17 protein-coding genes and 1 other RNA gene are annotated in these 17,244 nt (G+C 60.8%); 7 read left to right on the top strand and 11 right to left on the bottom strand.

All coding sequences use genetic code 11. The features are described from left to right. Positions 1-20 precede the first annotated feature (20 nt). Both AB8808_RS08645 and istA read right to left on the bottom strand, forming a co-directional pair. On the bottom strand, positions 21-737 hold the full coding sequence (locus AB8808_RS08645; protein ID WP_369928511.1) for an ATP-binding protein: 717 nt from the start codon (positions 735-737) through the stop codon (positions 21-23). Then, positions 731-2,239 (bottom strand): IS21 family transposase, encoded by a 1,509-nt coding sequence (gene istA, locus AB8808_RS08650; RefSeq protein ID WP_369928513.1) that lies wholly within the window; start codon positions 2,237-2,239, stop codon positions 731-733. Before istA ends, AB8808_RS08645 begins: the two co-directional genes overlap by 7 nt. Positions 2,240-2,770: 531 nt before the next feature. Between istA and AB8808_RS08655 the strand changes: the two genes are divergently transcribed. From AB8808_RS08655 to AB8808_RS08675, 5 genes are all read left to right on the top strand, one after another. Then, positions 2,771-3,199: a hypothetical protein gene (locus AB8808_RS08655; RefSeq protein WP_369928515.1), complete on the top strand. Its 429-nt coding sequence runs from the start codon at positions 2,771-2,773 to the stop codon at positions 3,197-3,199. A 306-nt stretch (positions 3,200-3,505) separates the two neighbouring features. Further along, on the top strand, positions 3,506-3,832 hold the full coding sequence (locus AB8808_RS08660) for a hypothetical protein (RefSeq protein WP_369928516.1): 327 nt from the start codon (positions 3,506-3,508) through the stop codon (positions 3,830-3,832). Positions 3,833-4,324: 492 nt separating this feature from the next. Then, positions 4,325-4,522 carry a thioredoxin domain-containing protein gene (locus AB8808_RS08665; RefSeq protein WP_369928518.1) on the top strand — a complete coding sequence of 66 codons (198 nt, stop codon included), beginning with the start codon at positions 4,325-4,327 and terminating at the stop codon, positions 4,520-4,522. Between the two features lie 216 nt (positions 4,523-4,738). Then, positions 4,739-5,968 carry a hypothetical protein gene (locus AB8808_RS08670; protein WP_369928520.1) on the top strand — a complete coding sequence of 410 codons (1,230 nt, stop codon included), beginning with the start codon at positions 4,739-4,741 and terminating at the stop codon, positions 5,966-5,968. Between the two features lie 95 nt (positions 5,969-6,063). After that, positions 6,064-6,795, top strand: a complete 732-nt coding sequence (locus AB8808_RS08675; protein WP_369928522.1) for an FtsB/FtsL family cell division protein — start codon at positions 6,064-6,066, stop codon at positions 6,793-6,795. A 695-nt stretch (positions 6,796-7,490) separates the two neighbouring features. Here the strand turns inward: AB8808_RS08675 and AB8808_RS08680 are convergent. The 4 genes from AB8808_RS08680 to AB8808_RS08695 all read right to left on the bottom strand — a co-directional run bounded on the left by AB8808_RS08680 (position 7,491) and on the right by AB8808_RS08695 (position 10,773). Continuing rightward, positions 7,491-8,861 carry a VgrG-related protein gene (locus AB8808_RS08680; RefSeq protein ID WP_369928524.1) on the bottom strand — a complete coding sequence of 457 codons (1,371 nt, stop codon included), beginning with the start codon at positions 8,859-8,861 and terminating at the stop codon, positions 7,491-7,493. Between the two features lie 60 nt (positions 8,862-8,921). After that, entirely contained in the window at positions 8,922-9,329 is a 408-nt protein-coding gene (locus AB8808_RS08685) for a lysozyme inhibitor LprI family protein (protein ID WP_369928526.1), read from the bottom strand. A 354-nt stretch (positions 9,330-9,683) separates the two neighbouring features. Then, on the bottom strand, positions 9,684-10,343 hold the full coding sequence (locus AB8808_RS08690; RefSeq protein ID WP_369928528.1) for a hypothetical protein: 660 nt from the start codon (positions 10,341-10,343) through the stop codon (positions 9,684-9,686). After that, entirely contained in the window at positions 10,336-10,773 is a 438-nt protein-coding gene (locus AB8808_RS08695) for a hypothetical protein (protein ID WP_369928530.1), read from the bottom strand. The genes AB8808_RS08690 and AB8808_RS08695 overlap by 8 nt, the downstream gene beginning before the upstream one ends. 137 nt (positions 10,774-10,910) lie before the next feature. Between AB8808_RS08695 and AB8808_RS08700 the strand changes: the two genes are divergently transcribed. Next, positions 10,911-11,204: a helix-turn-helix domain-containing protein gene (locus AB8808_RS08700; RefSeq protein ID WP_369928531.1), complete on the top strand. Its 294-nt coding sequence runs from the start codon at positions 10,911-10,913 to the stop codon at positions 11,202-11,204. 9 nt (positions 11,205-11,213) lie between these two features. Here the strand turns inward: AB8808_RS08700 and AB8808_RS08705 are convergent, their stop codons facing one another. Further along, positions 11,214-11,573 (bottom strand): hypothetical protein, encoded by a 360-nt coding sequence (locus tag AB8808_RS08705; RefSeq protein WP_369928533.1) that lies wholly within the window; start codon positions 11,571-11,573, stop codon positions 11,214-11,216. 96 nt (positions 11,574-11,669) lie between these two features. On the opposite strand from AB8808_RS08705, the gene AB8808_RS08710 reads away from it, so the two are divergent. Then, complete coding sequence (locus AB8808_RS08710; protein WP_369928535.1) at positions 11,670-12,797, top strand: helix-turn-helix transcriptional regulator; 1,128 nt, start codon at positions 11,670-11,672, stop codon at positions 12,795-12,797. A 12-nt stretch (positions 12,798-12,809) separates the two neighbouring features. Here AB8808_RS08710 and AB8808_RS08715 read toward each other — a convergent pair whose 3' ends face one another. From AB8808_RS08715 to smpB, 4 genes are all read right to left on the bottom strand, one after another. Further along, positions 12,810-14,336, bottom strand: a complete 1,527-nt coding sequence (locus AB8808_RS08715; protein ID WP_369928537.1) for a hypothetical protein — start codon at positions 14,334-14,336, stop codon at positions 12,810-12,812. Between the two features lie 234 nt (positions 14,337-14,570). Further along, a complete protein-coding gene (locus AB8808_RS08720; protein WP_369928538.1) occupies positions 14,571-16,151 on the bottom strand; it encodes a site-specific integrase in 1,581 nt (526 codons plus the stop codon). 105 nt (positions 16,152-16,256) lie between these two features. After that, positions 16,257-16,649, bottom strand: a transfer-messenger RNA (tmRNA) gene (gene ssrA, locus AB8808_RS08725). An 82-nt stretch (positions 16,650-16,731) separates the two neighbouring features. Further along, the gene (gene smpB, locus AB8808_RS08730; protein ID WP_036112483.1) at positions 16,732-17,232 is read right to left on the bottom strand and encodes an SsrA-binding protein SmpB; all 501 of its coding nucleotides are present in this window, start codon (positions 17,230-17,232) and stop codon (positions 16,732-16,734) included. Positions 17,233-17,244: the final 12 nt, after the last annotated feature.

Raw genomic sequence — 17,244 nt, forward strand, 5'->3', positions numbered from 1 at the left:
CAAGGGAGTGCCGGCGCCCGTCAGCTCGCCTTTTTCAGCACGATCGGCTTGGTATGGGCGCTGGTGCGCGAATAGATGGCCTCGGCGGCCGTCTTGTCCTCGAAATAGTCCGACCAATGTTCCACGGCATTTGAAGCGGCCACCAGCAGCGCAAGGCCATGACGATGTCGGGCATCCAAGAGGCGCCGCAGGATGTGACACTGTTCGGATGTGGCTGGCTCCACCGCGAAGTCATCGAGCACCAGCAGCTTTGGCCGGGACAACCGTTTCATCAAGGCCGACAGGGCGGTGGCGCCCTTGCTTTGCTCGATCGCGCACTCCACCAGCAAGTCGGGGATGCGCCGGTAGGCGACGGAATGCCCGAGCAGGCTCGCCTCTCGTCCCAACGCCGCAGCCAAGAAGGTCTTGCCCGTGTCCGTGCCGCCCGTGATGACCACGGCTTGTCCACGCAGGACCCAGTCGCAAGCTTTCAAGTTGCCCAGCAGCCCAGGCGCCAACCCGCGCCGAGACCCGTCTCGGAAATCCTCGATGGCGATGTTGGGCGGGAGGTCCGCTCGGCTCAGAAAGCACTTCGCCCGCTTGTTGGCTGAGGCCTGCGCCTGGGCCTGGGCCAGGGCCAGCACGCACTCAGCATGCGATCTCCCCAGGTTTTCGGGATCTTCCGCCCATTGCCGAAGGCGGTCTGCCATCGACCCGAGTTTCAAAGCGGACAGCTCCGCCAGCGCTTCTTTCAGCATGTGACTTCCTCGGATTGAAAGACGGGACCCTGCGCGTATGAACTGCGGCGGACATGAGACTGCTTAGCGTGGACGGCGGCATTGTCCAAGAGGCGTTTGAGCGTGGTGATGGTTGGCGACCGGGCTTCGAAAGCGGCGCGTGCCGCTTGGTCCACCGCGGCGGTGCCGTGCGTCCGCGCCAGGGAACGCAGGCGTTCGCAAGCCGGCAGTCCTGTGAAGGGCTGCGGTCCACCCACCTGGTGCTGCACGAAGCGAAGCACGTGGGGACCGGCGTCTTTCGCCCAGGCCAACATGCCTTCGGGAGTGCGCTCACCCTGCGCACGGTGAGCCTCCGGCTGATGGCCGATGTTCGTGGTGTGTCCACCCACCGCGGTGCTTCTCGCGTGCTGGGCCACCTTGCGGCGGTTGCACAGGATTTCCACCGTCTGGTCGGTGACGCGTGCATCCACCCGTTTGCCAATGAGGTCATGAGGCACGGAATAGAAGTGCCCCTCGACAGCCACGTGGTAGTCCTGGAGCACCTTCGGCACAGCGATCCAGTCGGCGTAGGCGTAGGGCTGGGCGGGCAGGGGCTTCAACGCCAAGCGTTCAATGGCTTCAAAACGCGCCCGTCGGCTGACACCGTCCTTGACAATCGGCCGGGCGTTGGCCTCTTCGAGGAGGCGGCCGATCTCCTCGTTCAATTCATCCAGGGAGAAGAAATGCTGATGGTGCAGACGAGAAAGGATCCTTTGCTGGGCATACTTGACCCCGACTTCGGCGCTGGCCTTGTCGCGTGGCCGATAGGGTCGCGCGGGCAGGACGGCCATGCCGTAGTGACGGGCCAGGTCGGCATACGAGCGTTGGATGGTCGGGGTGCGGCCGGCAACCACCACAGCGGATTTGAGGTTGTCGGGCACCACGACCATGGGCACTCCGCCGAAATAGTCCAGCATCGCCACGTGCGCCCGAATGAAGTCCGGCACCTTCTGGGATGGGGTGCACATCGCGAAGAGCAACGAGCTCGCGCCCAGGACGCCGACGAAGAGCTCGACAAACACCTTCTCCTGTGTGGTGCGATCGATGTAGAAAGGGCGCAAGCCCGAGTAATCGACGAACACACGTTCACCCGGCACGTGACGCTGACGCATCACCGTGGGAAGCGTGCTCCGATACCGTTTGAGGCAGGCGGCCAGGTGCGAGTAAGACGGTGTCGTATGCGGGTCCGCGGTCCGCATTTGTTCCCAGATCAGCTGCAACGTCATCCCCTTGGTTTGCAGCTGGTCGTCCAGCAGCGACAGGTCTGGAATGCGCTTGGCCTTTCCGCCGCTGCGCGGGCGATTGACGACGCGGTCGATGCCGTCCGGTCCGAGCTCGGCGAGCGTGTTCCACGAGAGACGTTTCGCCTCCGCGAGCCGGCGGTAGCGGCCCACCGTGGTTTTCGACACGCCAGCGGACGCACCGATCTCGCGGTCGGTCAGCGTGGTCGTCAGGATCAGGCGAAGGGCGTCGTATTTCTTCATGCCCAGGATTTCCCAAGCACGCGGACAGACGGATTGTGCAGGAGTGGCAAGAACATACGAACGTCCAGGAGGAAAGGAACCGCCGTTCTAGGCAAGTCCGGATCGCTGTCAACCCCGTATCGGAACTATTTTTCAAAGCCGTGGCAGGGCGCACTGCAGCTCGCCCTCGCTCGGAATGGAATCCACCGGGGATGTCCAAAACTGTGAACGGAGTGAGTTAAGCCTGCCTTGACTGGGATTGCAGGGTAAGGAGACTGAGGGGTTGATCCATCGAGAGCACGGCAACCGTTCCGATATCTCGGCGGCCAGCGCATACCCCTGCATCCCAGCCAGGCCCCTGTTGGAATTTTCTTGTGTGCAAGTCCCCCAGGCTTCGTCTGGAAGACCTCGCTGGTTCAATTGGACCGAGTGATCGGTATCCGCTCAAGAAGCCCTACAACGATCTTGGGTCGCATTGACTGTGCCGGCAATTGCCGGCAATATACATATGCGCCGGCAATTGCCGGCAAGCTTTGTTGCAGGAGCATGCACATGGAAACAGACTACAAACCAACTTTGCGATTCGACGTCCTCGAGACCCGCCGGATCAACGCGGCTGCGAGAAAAGCTGAGCTTCGGCCTTCGGAGTGGATGCGAAAGCTCATCATGAATAACGCTCCGGAACTGACGCTTGCGGATCCGCTGGCAGTTAGAGTGGATGGTTTCGATGAAAAATGCGGATGGAGCCTCATTCATTACAGTGACGCTCTTGCGCATTTCGAGAGTGTGCGAGGCCGCGAAATCGGAACGATCGCGGCATACTTGAAAAACTATCTAACGGTTCAGGAGGGAGAGGCGTGGATTGACGGTGACAAGTTGCCTGGCGTGTCACCGAGCAATGTCACCAGCATAGAAGCCCAAGCGGTTGACCTGTGTCGAGCCATCAACATTGCCCACATCCGCAGTGAGCTGGCGAAGTAAAACAACAGTTGCCCACGGACACCATCGATCTTCCCGTTCGCCCCCAACGACACTCCTCTGTCTAGGGCCATGGTTAGATTGACGCTGCCGCCCTCGCTGATCGGAGTTGGCCGCTGTGATTGAACGTCACGGTCCTGGTCCGTTCGGTCGCAAGAGGGTGGTTATCACACTCAGCCTTTGACGAGAGTCACAGTCAATTGATGAGACCCACTCTCTCGATGGAGTAACTGGATTTCGCGCAGACGAGCACCAGCGGCTGGAGTCGGCTCCGCATGGCCTTCACCGCCGACTCCATAGGCTACCTTTATGAATGCTCCGATCACTCCCGACGGCCGATACCTGATTGTGAGGGGACGCCTATGGCGAACCAGCAACCCAGGACTTGGCGAGCAGGAAAGGGAACGCTTGGTTCATGAGTTGATGGATGCCCGGCGTGCCGTCAAAGCGGCGAAGGCCAACGGCGATGAGGAACGTCTCGCCGCCGCTCGCCGATCTGTGGACGGAGCGAAGAGGGGATTGGGTGAACGGGGTCCGGTGTGGTGGACCGATGGAGCCGCAGATCTCAACCGGCACCTGGTCAAGAACACGCCCTACGCTGACTGGTTCTCCGGGATGGAGTCTTCCGCCGAATGAATGTGCCTACGCTGGTCTGACTTGGACGCCGCGATTGAACGCACTGGCCGCGGTGGTGAAACGCGGCGGCCTTGAAGGGTCACCGATCACGGTCGGTCTTCGACGCACGTCACGGTTTAGATGACTAGACCCCGAACCCAACTCAGGTAAACAAATAGCGTGCCAATCATGAGTAACGGGCACGGGCGCGCGGACCACACCCTCAGTTTCTTCAACTTCACTTCGTCGACTGTGCAGCCCAGGGCAGCCTAAAGAACGACCAGAGCCGCAGGCTTGTCACGCTTGATCCGGACTTCCTGGCGCTGGGGCTCTGGGGCCGCGTTGAGCGGCTTGGTGCGCAGGGTGCCGAGCGCCTGTTCCCCGAGATGAAAATTGATGGGAAACGGGCGCCAGCAACGCGATCAGTAAGAGCTTCCTGTACTACTGGGGCGCCTGGAAATCAAGCCGTGGTGCGCCAACGGAACCCTCGGCTTCCATTCCCTGTGGCAGAACGTGATCCAGCAACTCCAGGGCACTGCGTTGCCTGCCGAACGTCGCCGTGCGCTGATGGGGCCCGAAGCGGGTGAGGATGTCCACGCGAAAGATTACGTGCGTTCCTGGACGGCGCCGGAGTTGTTGGCATTTTTTTCAGGATTGCCATGGGCAGAGTGGCTCGATTTCGATGAACTTCGTCCGCCTTTGCAGTTGTGATCTGCTTCAGACCGCAAGTGAAGGAACTATTCTTCGGGCCTGTGGGAGTTGTCGCTAAGACAACCTTGGAATGGAGCGAGCGTAAGGGCGAATATCGGCGGGATGTGGAAATTCTTTGAGTCGGTGTTGAGGTAAGGCCTGGGCCGTGCTGGAGGTGCGCGGGCGCGAATTGACCTGCCATAATCGCCAGTCATGAACATGGTATGGAGACCCCAAATGACCGTGAATTTCGACTCCGAGTCGAGCCCTGAGTATTTCGACTCCCAAGGCTGCCCTCTGCGGCTTTGTTTCGATAAGTTGAGTTTTGTAGCCGACGGCTTGGTCGTGCATCTCGATGGCGTGCCACTGCTAAAGGAGGATGGTTCAGGAGCCATCTACTTCCCTGCCAAAACGCGGTTCTTGATCCTCGACTTTCTAAAGGAGGCGCGCGAGCGTGGAGATGGCGGTATAGACCTCGTTCCGAAGTGGCTGGAAAAGCGGTACCGCTACGCCGAGGCATTCCGTTTTCTTTACTCGCACATCGACTACGAGTATATCCCCGGCCTCGCACGGGCTTCGAATGACGGATTCCTCACGCCCGTTTTCTTCGACAAGGCGGTTCTCGCCAAATACGGCCAGTATCCCGATTATACGCTCGACCTTTTTTCTGACACCTACGGGACCGTCCGATGTATGTCTGAGGCAGTCGAGGGGGCACTGCAGGTCGTCTGGAGTATAGAGTTCGGCATCACGCGCTCGGGTCGCGTCATCATGTGGCTTGGCGATATTGATCGTCTTCCTGACAAGGAAAAGTACTATCTCCGCTCCGAGAATGTTCCGTCCGACCACGATATCCACTCGCAGTTTTACGACGCGCAGATTGACGTAAAGTGGTCAAATCCGTCCCTGAAAGATGTGGCCTATGATGCGCGTCGGACGCTCGCAGTAGCGGTCTCCGAAACGTACGCTTTCGAGCTTTTTTCCATGAACACGGATGTTCTTTCGATGCTCCAGAGTACGGCCGTTCCTGTTTTTTGGGAAAAACGGCACGTTGCGGCTTTCTTCAACTTCGTCAACCAGCTCTTTGTTGAGGCGATCAACGTCAAGGCATTGAGGCACTTCTTGACGTCAAGGGGCATTCCCGAAGCGACTACGGATGAGCTGAAGGGGTGCAAGCTCCTCGAGAAATTAGCCGTTGATGTGCTCGGCATGACCAAGAAAGAAAACATCGTCAGTCCGTTCTTTGTGCTTTATGACGTGCGTCTGCTGTGCTCGCATTACACCGGCAGCAACGAAGCCAAGCTTGAGAGGACGGTCCGGGAGCGCCTTGGACTGCGGACTGAACTTCCCTTCGACTTCGAAAGCGTGTTCCATGCCCTGATGCCCGCGTTGCGAGACAGCTGCAACGCACTGACCGATGCAATCCGGGGGCAGTCGGGTGAGTCGGACAGCACGGGCTCAGCGTGATAGAGGGAGCAGAGCGGATGTTTTTGTTCGCTTGACAGATATCTCCGGAACCGCTGCACATTGTGCCCATCTTTGGATCAGCAAGGTCAAATGGAATGATGCTAATTTTTCTCACCTTAGTCTTTATCCTTGCGTTTTCATTAGAATGGGCCACGCACAGAGCACGCTCATTTGATCGGAAGATTGAAAATCTTGATAAGGCCATTCGTGACCTGGAACAACGTTTACCTGGCTCCGCACGGAGCCTCGTATCCGGCGATGGTGACGCGGCTATAGAAAAACGCCGAGGCTTTGTTGTTTTCTACATCGCCTTGATTTTTGCTGCCACGGGTTCGGCCATTTATATCTATGCGAAATATAGTGCCGATGTTCGGCACGACGTTTCCGAGTTTGTTTCCTATGTGCTTCCTTGTTTCGCAGGCATTGCTGGAGGACTAGGCTTGTATTATCGCGATAGCAAACTCGCGGAGGTATGGTTCTGGTCTTCAGGCATCCTTATCGGCGCGGGGATAGTTGCCTTCGTTATATCAAAGGCGGATTCTGGCTTGGTCGGGATGTGGACCGCTGCGTTTGTTGTCTTCGTAATGAGCGTTACGCTGTTGAATGTGGGCATTCATAAGCGTGGGCGATTCTTTCCTACTAGCGGACCGCAGTGGGGTTGGTTCTTGGCAGCACTATTTTTTACCCTGGTGTCAGGACCCTTGCTTGGCCTTGGCTATGTATACGAAGACATCATTAAGTACCCTAATGATTGGGAGTCGCGTGGAATATTACAAAAAGTAACGTTCCGAGCGGTAGCATACATAGAGCAAATACGGCGATCGTAACCTCTACGGGCGGCCCCATGTCACCGAGTGTCTTGACGATTCTTCGCTGCAATTCCATAGGGATCTCCAGAATGATCGGTGATCCTAGTCGGGGTCTGCCGAATGTCAATGTAGGCGGCAAGCGCCTTAAGTCGAATCGATCAAGTATTGAGACAGCAATGCGGGTCCGAACAGCCAACCCCCGCAGTTTGGCTTTTACTCCGCTGGAGCCTGCGGCCGGAAGGCCCAGCACACGTGTAACGTCGCGACCGTAGATAGCGCCGTAATATCGCTACGCCAAAGTTACCAGGAGAAGATCGATGCCTACGCCGGTCGGACTGGCCGCTGCGATTGAACGCACTGGCCGCGGTGGTGAAACGCGGCGGCCGTAAATGGTCGCCGATCGCGGACGGTCTTCGACGCACGTCACGGTTTAGATGTCATGGGCGGGACCATCAGCTACCGTCTTCGGTCGCGCCCGCTGCCTGCGTCAACGCGCGCTGCTGCGCATCTCCCTTGCGTTCGATGTGACGGCCCACCAAATAGTCGCTGCGCCCCCGGACCATCAGAGTGGACTTCCTCGGTTCTCCCACGACACCGACGAAACGGTCCCGTGCAGTTCGGGGCGCACACCGACCTGGCGTTCCGACCAGGTGGACCATTCCCGCAAGCGCTGAACCTCGGGGTAGGTGGCAGGCACGGCGTCGAGCATGCCCTCAACGCGTCAGCGTGTGAGCCGCTTGTTGCTGTTGTTGCGGGTCTTGCTGCGGCGCCTGCGCCGCCACCTGCTGCTGATGGGCGTGTGACCAGTCCTGAGTGCTTTGTCCGAGGGGTTGGACGACCGACTGAGCCACATCGACCGACGCATGCCGGTTGAACGGAGAATTCAGGTCGCCTTGGATCGCGTAGGCGGTCCGAGCATCGTCGCTGAGAGCCAAGTGGTCAATGCCGGTCATGCCCTCGGCCCGCGATCGAGCCGCCAAGGCACCGGCGAAGTTGACGCTCATCTGATCCGGCGTTCGACCGTGCTTCGCGTCCAACTCGTGCACGGCTTTCAGGGCTTGCTCGAACATGGGGTTGCCGGCATGGGCGCGATCCGTCAAGTCCGCCGTCGGATGCGGCTGGGCGCGATGCAACGCGTCGAGCGTCTTGGCACCCGCCACGCCATCGGCTTGGAGGTGGTGGTCGCGTTGGAACGCCTCCACCGCCGCCTGGGTGTTCGGGCCAAAGTGGCGATCGGCTTGCAGGGGGTGACCCTCCGTGCCGGTGTAGCCCAGCGCCGTCAACTGGGTTTGGACGGCAAGCACCGCGTCGGACCGATCGTTGAGGCGCAGGCTGCCGGCATGCTGCGCGTGGCTTGCGTGCGCACCGTGGTGAGGTGGCGCTGGAGCAGCGGCGAGCGTTCCTTTGTGCTCGACCCTCACGCCGTTGGCACTGAGCACCGCGTCGCTGTCCGCCAGTCGTTCCAACGATGCCTTTTCATCGGAAAATCGATCTTTCAACGATTCATGCAGCTTTGGCGACTTGCTGAACAAGGTTTGGACATGGGCGGTCTTGTAGTCCTGAACCGCGTCGACGATGTCCTTGTCGCTGAGTTTGGCCAATTCGTAGTGTTCGCCAAACTTTTCCTTCAAACCTTTGGAGAAAATGTTCGGGGTCAGTTCTCTGCATTGCACCGACGTGCTCCAAAGAGCATCTTGCACGGCCATGCCGCGATCCGACAAATCCAGGCCGCGGTCCCGCAATGCGGCGGCCTGGGTGTCGTAGTGCGAGCGCCCCACAAACACGTGTTGGTCTTGGGCAAAGCCGGGATCGGTGTTCGCCAACTCCCGCCACTTGGCATCAAAGGCTGGGGTTGTGGGCGTGAGGTCCTTGAACTGGGCGCCGTAAGAGGACTGGTCCAGGTATTCCTTCAAGGTGCCCGTCTTGGTGGAGAGTTGGTAGGACCCATAGGACACCCCACCGTGGTCGTCCTTGCCCGAGGAAATGGCCGCCGGACCGGCGGCCCCGGATTCGTAGCCCGCCGAGGTCTGACCGAGGTGCCATTGCTCGGCGGCACGCTTCGCCTGTTCCAGCTCATCCGTCATGACTTTCCTTCCTGGTGTTCATCGCATTCTGGCTCGTGGTGGCCCGTCATCGGGCTTTCATCATTGGCCCGTGCGAGCTTCGAGAGCCGCCGCGCGCGCGGCGGTTTGGTCCAGTTGACACTGATTGGAATCCAGCAGGCTGGCCGTGCCGCCACTGGCATCCGGGGCGCACGTCTTGTCGCGTCGGCCGATCCAAGCCCGCTCCTCATCGCGCAAGGCCGTGCGCTTCACGTCGGACAGCGACTTCCTGAGGTTTTGATAGGCGGTGTTGAGGCGCTTGTCCTGAAAGTCGTGCTCGTTGCCGATGCAGTCGTTCAGGGCCAAGGTGACGCCGCGAGACGCTTTGACACACGTATAATAGGCGGGTCGAAGCGGCGGGTCCGCGGCTGCATTTTCCTGGCCGTGCGCAAGGCCGGCCGCTTGCATGGACAGTGCAACCAGCAACAAGCCCAGTGAGCGTCGAATCATGGGTGGATTTCCGTGCCCGTGGGTTGAAGGATCGGTCCACTGAGCGCCGGACCGTTGATGATTTCACACGACTATACCGGCGTTTGATGAACACGGACACGACTCCATTTAAGGATCGAATCGCTTCTGGGATGAGCGCGTGCGACGCTTCTTTGATCGTTGGTGACGTTGCCGAATACGCACATCGGATCGATGGCCACTGCGCAGCAATGGTCAAGCTCCCAAGGAATCGGTCCTCGGCGCGCGTGGATGCATCACCATCTTCACGGTCGGCGAGGGGACAGATCGCGTTCCCGACCCAGCTTCGGTCGTGCGATCGCGCTCACCAACACGGGGGACGCCGGCACGGTGGCTTCAGCGGAACCCCGGCAACCGCCGCGTGATTTCCGAAGCCACTGCGTGCGCCTGCGTTTCCGTCAGACCGCCGGCCAGCACCGTCGCCCGACCCCCGTGGTCGACCTCCACGGTGTGGCTGACCCGAGCCAAGCGCTCGGCTGACTCCATCGCCATCTGACTGACGCCGGCCACCACGCCTGCTCCGCCCATCACCACTCGGTCTCCAGCTTGCGTGTTGCCGCGGCGGATCGCATAAATCTGGCCGGGAGTGACCAGGACGCCGTCGGGCAGGCGGATCCCTTGGGCCGAAACTTGGAACGGCTTGCGTTGCACCTTGCGGTTCACGTCGTGGGCCGCCTTGTGGAGCTTGGCGATGACGATGCCGCCCCCGATCCATGCGGCCAGGCCGAAGATCAAAGGTAAGGGCGAATTGGGATCCACGCGAAAGCCCAGCGCCGCGCCCGTCACGCCGACGGCCAAGGCCAGGATCCAAGAGATGACGGAAACGCGGGCGGGCAACGGAGCCGGCGTCGTGGCGATCGTCGTCCAGCCGTTTTCCTCGGTGACCGTCAGCGGGTCGCCGTGGCCTGAAGGGCGGGAGCCCAGGCCGCCGAGACCTTTCCGGAGGCCCCACGCGGCGGCGGCCACGGTGGCGATCAAGAGCAGCAACTTAATCATGGGCAGATCCTGATTGGGGACCGGAGGTCGGAAGGACGACGGCAGGAAGCGCCGGGACGTTGACCGCGTTGATCCGACGAAGGCCGGCGCGGCGGGACTGGCCCAAATAGAGTTTGGGTTCGCGGCACACGTTCCAGCCGCTGATCAGCACGGGGCCTCGGCCGGCGTAGGAGACTCGCACGTCCACCGCACACACGCCGTCCGGGAACGCCGCGGCAACTTGCACCGTCCGGCCGCCTTGCAGCGGACCGGCGGTGTCCAGCGCCTGGAACTCCGAGGTGCCGTGGGGAGCGGCTTCCACCTTCACCGTCGGAACCGCGTCGTCGTTGATCAAGGTGAGGTAATGGGTGGCGGCCTGAGCGCATGGTGCAAATACCGAAGCAAGGACAAGCAGCGGGAGGTGGAACGAGGCAAGCGAGTGAAGGCGCATGGACGAAATTCCTTGTCAGACGAGGCGGCACCCTTGGTCGAACCGAGGATGATGATATTCGCTAAACGGGTTAAAAGATGACTTTCCGATAACTGGACAACGGGTAATAACTTTCAGGCCACCCTTCGAGGCCGGCCATGAAACGCGGATCCCGACACAGCTCCGAGCACGCGGAAATCGCGTTGCTGCTCAAAGACATGCGGCTGGAAGCGGGGCTGTCTCAGCTGGAAGTGGCGACGCACTTGGGCGACCGGCCCCAGTCCTACGTGTCGGCGGTGGAAGTGGGCCAGCGCGGCATTGACCTGGTGCAGGTCCTGGAGCTCATCCGTCTCTACGACGTCTCGCTGGTCGACTTCGCCAAGCGCCTGCAGGCCCGACTGGCCGCCCCGGAAACGGAGCGGCGACCGCCGCGGCGCCGGCGAGCGTCCTGAGGCGATCTGTCAGGTTGGGCCGGGTTGACGCACGTGCAGGACCGGCATGTCGCAGGCGTTCCACGCTTTGATCAGCACGGCCGGCTGGCCGGCATAGCGCACCCGAACGTCGAACACGCACGCGGACCCTGGCAGGCTCACGACGGCTTGGCTGGCCTTGCCGGGAGCGATGGGGCCACCGACCACCGAGAACCAGCGATCCGCGCCGCTGGGGGTATAGGCCAGGGAGTCGATGGGATCCGGACGATCGTTGACCACGGTGAGGCGATGGCTGACCGCACCGTCGGCAGCCAGCGTGCCGGATGAGAAGGCGAGGGCGGCGGTCAGGAAGACCGCCAGGACGAAGATGGTGCCGGTGGACGAACGCATGAAATTCCCCTGTGGCGTTGAACGGTTCGGTTGCAAAGCCTAGAGAGCGGGACTACCGTCCTCATCCTCAAAAGTGTGGATGACAGGGGGTCACCGATGGCGCAGGGATGGCGAGAACGCGCAGAGGTGCGCGACGCGCTGGTGGCCGATCTGTATGGAACCGTCCTGGACCCTGGCCGGGCGGCTCACGTCATCGCCGGCTTCAACCGGTTCCTGGATTGCGACGGCGTGCACCTCATCGGCTGGGATGAAAGCAAGAACGAGGTGCTGGTCAGCCTGATCACGGGTCACCAAATCGTCGGCGCCGAGGCCACTTACCTGTCTCACTACCAGGCGATCGATCCCCGGCGGAAGATGGGCTCTCGCGCACCCACCGGTTTGTGCGTGGCGTGCCACGACGAGCTCGATGACCGCTACGTCGCCCGGTCCGAGTTCTATCAGGACTTCCTGATCCCACACGGGCCCCGCTATGTCGCCGGCGGCAACGTGTTCCGTGACGGAGAACGGCACGTCGACATCGCGTTCAGTCATCTCGTCGGACGGTCGCGGTTCGAGGGTGCTAAGCGGCAAGCGTTATCCGGCGTGATGTATCACCTGGCTCGGTGGATGCCCATGATGGTGCGGGCCGATTGGCTACGGGAGGCTGCTGCGTCCGGCCAGGCCGCGATGGACCAGCTCGCTAAGGGGATCGTGTTCTTCGACGACGGCGGTCGGGTGTGCCACGCCAATCCGGCGGCGGCGCACTTGCTTGGGCCGCACATGCGCCGGGCCAACCTGGGGTTGTCCGGTTCGCAGGCCGGATCCTCATTGGAAGCCCGTGTCCGCGCCGTGGCGGCCACGCGGCTGCCGTTCTCCAGCACCGTGCATCACCGGGGACGGATCCTGGGCTTGCGGCTATCCCCCTTGCCAAGAAATCCGACAGCGGCCGGCAGTCTGGGCAAGCTGGTGGACGCGGTGGGCCACCCGTCAGGATTTCACCACCGAGCCAGTGTCGTGCTCACCGTCGTGCCGCTGAGCGATCGGGAGAATGCAGGAGCAAGCGAGCAAGCGCGGCGATGGAGTCTCACGGCGGCCGAAGAAGCGTTGTGGCGCGCGCTTCGAGACGGTCGGACGCCGGCAGAGCATGCGGAGGCGCGGGGAGTGAAGATCAGCACCGTGCGAAGTCAGATCCGCGCATTGTTGGACAAGTCCGGTCATCGCAACCTGCGGGAATTGATGACGTGACCGCTACTGCCGTCAGTTTTTAACGCGGCGGATTTCCTCCTCGGGAAACAAACGATCCTCTTCCTCGGGGAACAGGCTTTCGGTGCAGTCCAGCAGCTCATTTTCGAATTTCTGTTGCATAAAATTGATCAAGTTCCATCCCTCGTAAGGGGGCCTGCGCACAGGGCCAAAAACTTCGGAAACGCCGCGCTTGTTCACAACCTGAGCAGCCAACTCCAACTCGCGCACCGATGCAATCAGCCATGGCATCGTTCTGAGCAAATCGAGGGGAACCTTCTCCGACACCATGACGGCTTCAACGTGGGCGTCCAACCGGGCCGTCACTGCGGGACCGAAGAGATAGAGTTCTTCGAGAGTCACCACCAGAGGATAGACGGGGAGCCCGTCATCGGACCAATCGGTGATGCCTTCCTTCGCATCGAGGATGTTCTTGTAGTTCTGGACGATCGCCTTCGCGAAAGTTTGAAGGTCTCTCTCCAGAGCATCTTCGATCAGGAGCATCTTGGCCGGGTAGGCGAAGCGTTTGGCTTTGCATTCGACGAAGATGTGACCGGTCGGATCGGAGACGACCCAGTCGGCGCCATGCTTCAACTCACGTTTGACGTGCTGATAGGGCTTCCCTTTCTCAATCCGAAATTCCGGGCCGGTGAGCGCTCGTCGTAGCGCTTCGCCGGTGTAGCTTTCAAACGCGGGACCAAACGCATCCGAAAAGCCAGGTTCATTTACGATGTCGAAGAATACGCCGTTGGTGATGCGATCAAACAGCAGGCGGGGAATGGGGCAGACAAGTCGTTCGGGATGCGCGGGATCAACACGAATCAAAGGCGTTGCTGTCAGATCGTTGAGTGTGTAAATCCAGTTTGCATCGTAGGATTGCCGCGGCTGCATCCGCTTGCGAAGATCAAATGCGTCGATCGCCATGCGGTCGAAGAATTTCCTTGAAACTTCGGCGGATGCACCAATAATCGTGTAGTCGGCTAAAGCATTCATGGTCGGTCTCAGACGATAATTGGCAAACACCGCAAAGCCCAGCCGCAAGAGCTGCCTCATGGTCATGCCCAAGCTCGCGACCACAACGGCTTCAACACCGGGCGTCCCAAAAATTTTGGAAGCACGAACGATGGCACCGAAGTTGATCGTTCGTTGCAGAGGGAATTGAAGGTGCGCCATTGAATGAAGCTCCCACAAGACATCTAGGGTGCCGCACTGTGCGAAATTGTTTTCGGCGCGCCGGATCTCATTTGCTAGGTCGGCCAAACCGCGCCAGTCAGCGAGATCCTTATCGCCTGACTCATCGGTCGCTGCGTTGATAATGATCTCTCTCGCTAGCGTCACGAGTTGAAATGGGAACATCACCTTTTTGAGGCTGATGCCCGGCGGGGCACCCTGCGCCCACTGCCAGGACAACGGCTGCCCATCAATGATGTGCAAACTGTATGCCCAGATGGCGGTCAGGCTGGGAAAAAGGTTGTAACGCCGGGACCGATTTCGAACTGGCCGATAGAAAGAGTAAAACGGGTTGATGGTCTTCGAAGACAACGGCCTGATCCTTTAACCGGAGAATTCACATTATGGCGGGTTCTCCGGAGCCCGGCGCCCGACGACCCGGCACAAGCGTCGGCCCACGTAAGGGTTCCCGTCTAACGACCGCGATACGGATGCCCTACCGCTGATCTCAGCGAAAAGGGGCCGGCCGCACCCCAAACGGTTCGGCCTTAGTTTGCTCGCCATTCTAGACAGGCAGTGGATGCGATGTCGGGCCAGACTCAATAATCATGCCTGCGCTTTCTGGCGGCTTGCGCGAGCAATTAGCGCATCCCGGCGCCTCTGTCCCCGAGCGACCTTCGCTAAAAAGGCGTTGAATTGGCCGGCGGCGTAGGTCTCGACGGCCGGCAGGGGAAAGTCCACGGCGGAAAGGGCCGCCGCCCGCTCGGCTAAGGTCGGCACGTCGATGTAGTGGCCGCGAAGCACGGACCCACCCTGCCCATGCCCGCTGAGGCGCGCGATCCGAGCTTCGGGGATGCCGGCCCGATCGGCCGCGGTGATGAAGCTGTGGCGGAAGCAGTGGTAGACCTGACCCTGGATGTGGCACTGGTTGCGCAGGTAGGTGCGGTTGAACCAGTCGCCGATCGTATCTCCGGGTTTCGCGCCCAGTCCCGGAAAAAGCGGACCTTCGCCCAGCATGCCCACGATGTCCTCGCGATACGTTAGGAGGCCCGCATCGAGCAGCGCCGGGTGCAGCGGGACGAACCGACGGGACTGGCGGTTCTTCAACTTCTGGCCCGGGAAGCGTGCGGCGATGTGGAAGCCCCAGATGCCCGAGACCTGTTCGATGTCCTGCGTGTTCAACTGGGCGAGTTCCTGAGCGCGACCACCCGAATACAGCGCCAGCAGCGGCAGCCACCAACGGGCCGGAGTGTCGCAATGCACCTCGCGCAGCGCCGGGTTGAAGATCGTGGCGAGCTCGGCCGCGGTGAAGGCCCGGCGACTTTGCGTGTCTTCCTGTTCTCGGGTCATGACGTGGATGGACGCGCACGGGTTGCGGTCCACGTCGCGTCGTTCCATGGCCCAATTGAAGAACACCCGGAGCCGGTCCAGATGTTTCTCCCGGGTGCGCAAACTGATGGGGGTCTCGCCCTTGCGCTTGGACACGATCACGACCTCCCGCGGGGACAGGTCCTTGTAGGGTTCCCGCTTCGTCGCGTTCGGCGGCCAGTGGGCGAGGGCGTCCAGCCAACGGTCCATTTCCTCAGCCCCAACACTTGCCAATGCCTTGTCGCCGATGATCCCGACGAACAGGCGCATGGTGAACGCGGTGTCCAGCTTGTTGGCCTCGGCCCGCTGCTTCTGGTTGAACTGCTCGAGGAACAGTTCGACGCGTTGCTCCAACATCGGCCCGGTGACCGGAGGAGGGGCCAAGCGGGTCCGGACGAAGGCAGGATCCGGCGGGATGTTGCGCAATAGGCGCACCATGTCCATCGCGTTTTCATGGTCCTCCGGCCCCTCGGCGATGATCACCCAGCTGCCGTCCAGACGTTCCTCGACCTGGTAGTTCGCGTGAATGAACTTGCCCGGGTGCTCGGTGATCCGACGTCGAATGCGCCGTCCTTGTGCGTCCCGCTGCACCTTGACGAGCAGTTCCGACATCAGCGCCCTCCCCATGAGTTTCAGGTCGTCAAAAAAGACCGACAGAGCATAGCCGAGGCGAGCCGCAGCCAAGCGGGCGGCGTCGCCGCGCCGGCCTCCCAGCGGCTTCACAACGATCCGGGCTCCCCACACTTCGCGTGCGTGAACCGGCACGAGAAACCGAACGTAAAGCCCAGATGGGCGCTGGAAAAACAAGGGTTTAGGCATGGGAGTGGCCCATAAAACGACACCAATGGAAGGGCCGTTTTGGGCATCGCTTTGCCGCATAAAGAAACGGCGAAACAACGATTTACGTTGTTTCGCCGCAGGTGTTGGTGGAGGTGGCGGGAGTCGAACCCGCGTCCGAAGGCGTTTAATCTCCAGATCTACATGCTTAGCTCACCGTTAGATCTCGTCCACCGACAGCACGGCGTGCTAAGCGCACCGGCGGACATATCTGATTGATCTAGCGTCAGACCCACAGATGGAGGGTCTTTCGGCGGTCTCATGATAGTGACCCTACACCGACGAGCATGAGCACAAGATCGGGTCGGGGGTTTGGCCTTTTTTAGGGGCCGGACAGCTTAGGCGGCGAGAGCCACCGAGTTGTCACCGTAGTAGTTGTCATTGGCAACTATATGTTTTGCGGCTGGTTTAACGAGGAAAGCTGCCCCCTCGGCATGCACCAGTAGATCGCACTACCCCCGTCGAAACCAGAACACCCCCGGGGAAAAACGTTGTGTGACTACATCCCACAGTATATGGGCGAGGAGGGGCACCCACAATGGGCGCCGCCCGACCGTTCAGGTCAGCCCATGCGATTGTGCGAGCGCATGACGCGCTGCTTGTCGATCGCCCATTCGCGTTCCTTGTCGGTGTTGCGCTTGTCGTGCTCCTGCTTGCCCTTGGCCAGGCCGATCTCGCACTTCACCTTGTTGTGCTTCCAGTACATCGCGGTGGGCACCAGGGTGTAGCCCTTGCGCTCGACGGCGCCGATCAGGCGGTCGATCTCCTCGCGGTGCAGCAGCAGCTTGCGCGTGCGCCGGTCGTTGGCGATCACGTGGGTGGAGGCGCTGATCAGCGGCGGGATCTGGGCGCCGACGAGGAACACCTCGCCGTGCTGGATGATCGCGTAGCAGCCTTCGCCGAAGTTGATCCGGCCGGCACGCAGCGATTTCAGCTCCCAGCCTTCCAGGGCCATGCCGCACTCGAAGCGCTGGTCGATGTGATATTCGTGGCGCGCGCGCTTGTTCAGCGCGATCGTGCCGCCGCCTTCTTTTTCCGTGTCCTTCGGTTTCGCTTTTGCCATGTCCGCTAAAAT

Origin of the sequence: Xanthomonas sp. NCPPB 2632, from assembly GCF_041228075.2 — a bacterium.
GTDB lineage: Bacteria > Pseudomonadota > Gammaproteobacteria > Xanthomonadales > Rhodanobacteraceae > Luteibacter.